The organism is Arthrobacter hankyongi, from assembly GCF_022012395.1.
GTDB lineage: Bacteria > Actinomycetota > Actinomycetes > Actinomycetales > Micrococcaceae > Crystallibacter > Crystallibacter hankyongi.
On sequence record NZ_JAKLTQ010000065.1, the window covers coordinates 1 to 355 of the forward strand.

Genomic DNA, 355 nt, shown 5'->3' on the forward strand with positions numbered 1-355 from the left:
CTCCTTCTTGAAGGACACCACCGGGCCGAGGCCGGCCTCGAACGGGGTGACCTGCAGGGAGAGCTCGTTGCCGTACAGCGGCATGCCGGCCTCCAGCCGCAGCGAGTCGCGGCAGGCCAGGCCGCAGGGGATGAGTCCAAGCCCTTCGCCGGCGTCGCTGATGGCAGCCCACAGGGAGGATGCGGCGCCATTCGGGATAAACAGTTCGAAGCCGTCTTCGCCGGTGTAACCGGTGCGGGCCAGCACGACGTCGTGGCCAGCCACGCTGACCTCGTTGAACGCGTAGTACTTCAGCTCGGTGACCAGTGCGGACTGCTCGGCGGAGACCAGCTTGAGCAGGATCTGTTCGGCGTTT

General features: G+C 66.5%; 1 pseudogene. It reads right to left on the reverse strand.

Going from position 1 to position 355, the window contains the following annotated elements:
- Positions 1–355: pseudogene (locus LVY72_RS24145) on the reverse strand (glycine cleavage system protein T); the annotation flags it as partial.